Below are 1,061 nucleotides of genomic sequence, written 5' to 3'. Positions count from 1 at the left end.
AGCACCGCGAACGACGAAGTTCATCCCAAGGAGAAAAAGCATGGACGAGACTAAACCGACACTCTTGGTACTGGACGACTGGGAAGGAAAAATCAGCACCGCACCCGCCATGGCCAAGCTGCGCTCGATGGCTGACGTGCGGATCCTGGACAGGCCCCTCAGCGAACTGCCCGACGACGAGATTCGGGACGCCAGCTTCATCATGGCGATTCGGGAACGAACCAAGATTGACCGCAACCTTTTGGATCGGCTTCCAAGACTTGAATTGATCCTTCAGACCGGCGGGCATGCCTATCACATCGACGTTGACGAGGCGGCCGAACGCGGCATCACAGTGACGCTCTGGCGGCAGCACGACGCCTGTGAAGCCGCTGTACGGGAACTAACAATGGGGTTAATGATTGCGGCGCTTCGGCGCTTCCCTGAAGCGGTACGTTCTGCAGACAGCGGGGAATGGCCGTTGTTGCTCGGAGCGACGTTGAGGGGCCGGCGTCTGGGTATTCTGGGCATGGGGCTGCAGGGCCAGGCTGTGGCGAAGCTCGGTCAGGCCTTTGACATGGATGTGGTGGCCCTGGCCCGCCCAGGTAGCACCCGGAATACGGATGACGGAGTGCCGCGCCTTCCGATCAACGAACTATTGGCCACGTCCGACGTGGTCAGTGTTCACCTGAGACTCTCGGAAGAATCACGCGGCTACCTGAGTGCAGCCAGACTTCAAGCAATGAAGCCTGGATCTGTGTTGGTGAATACAGCACGGGGAGCGATAGTCGACCAGGAAGCCCTTGCCCATGCTCTCCGCCATGGACCGCTCGGCGCAGCCGGCCTGGACGTATTCACGGACGAACCGCTGCCTGCCGCCTCACCCCTTCGTTCGCTTCCCAACGTCGTGCTGACTCCCCACATCGGTTGGACCGTGACAGAAGCCTTCGAAGAATTTACCGAAGGCGCCGCGGGGCAACTCGAGGATTACCTCGCAGGAAATCTGAGCGAAAAAGAGCTGGCCTTCAAACCTCGCCCGCGCAAAATCGAAGGACGGCTGGGAGGCGTTGTTTCCGTATGAT

Annotated in this window: 1 protein-coding gene; it reads left to right on the top strand. The window is 59.8% G+C overall.

Going from position 1 to position 1,061, the window contains the following annotated elements; genetic code table 11:
* Window positions 1-40 precede the first annotated feature (40 nt).
* The gene (locus CXQ91_RS24130) at window positions 41-1,060 is read left to right on the top strand and encodes an NAD(P)-dependent oxidoreductase (RefSeq protein WP_104176368.1); all 1,020 of its coding nucleotides are present in this window, start codon (window positions 41-43) and stop codon (window positions 1,058-1,060) included.
* The last annotated feature ends 1 nt before the right edge of the window (window position 1,061 follow it).

Origin of the sequence: Arthrobacter sp. Y81 (assembly GCF_002929335.1) — a bacterium.
Classification (GTDB): Bacteria; Actinomycetota; Actinomycetes; order Actinomycetales; family Micrococcaceae; genus Arthrobacter.
The sequence above is the reverse complement of the archived record's forward strand: the minus strand, read 5'-3'. Positions and strand labels throughout refer to the sequence as shown.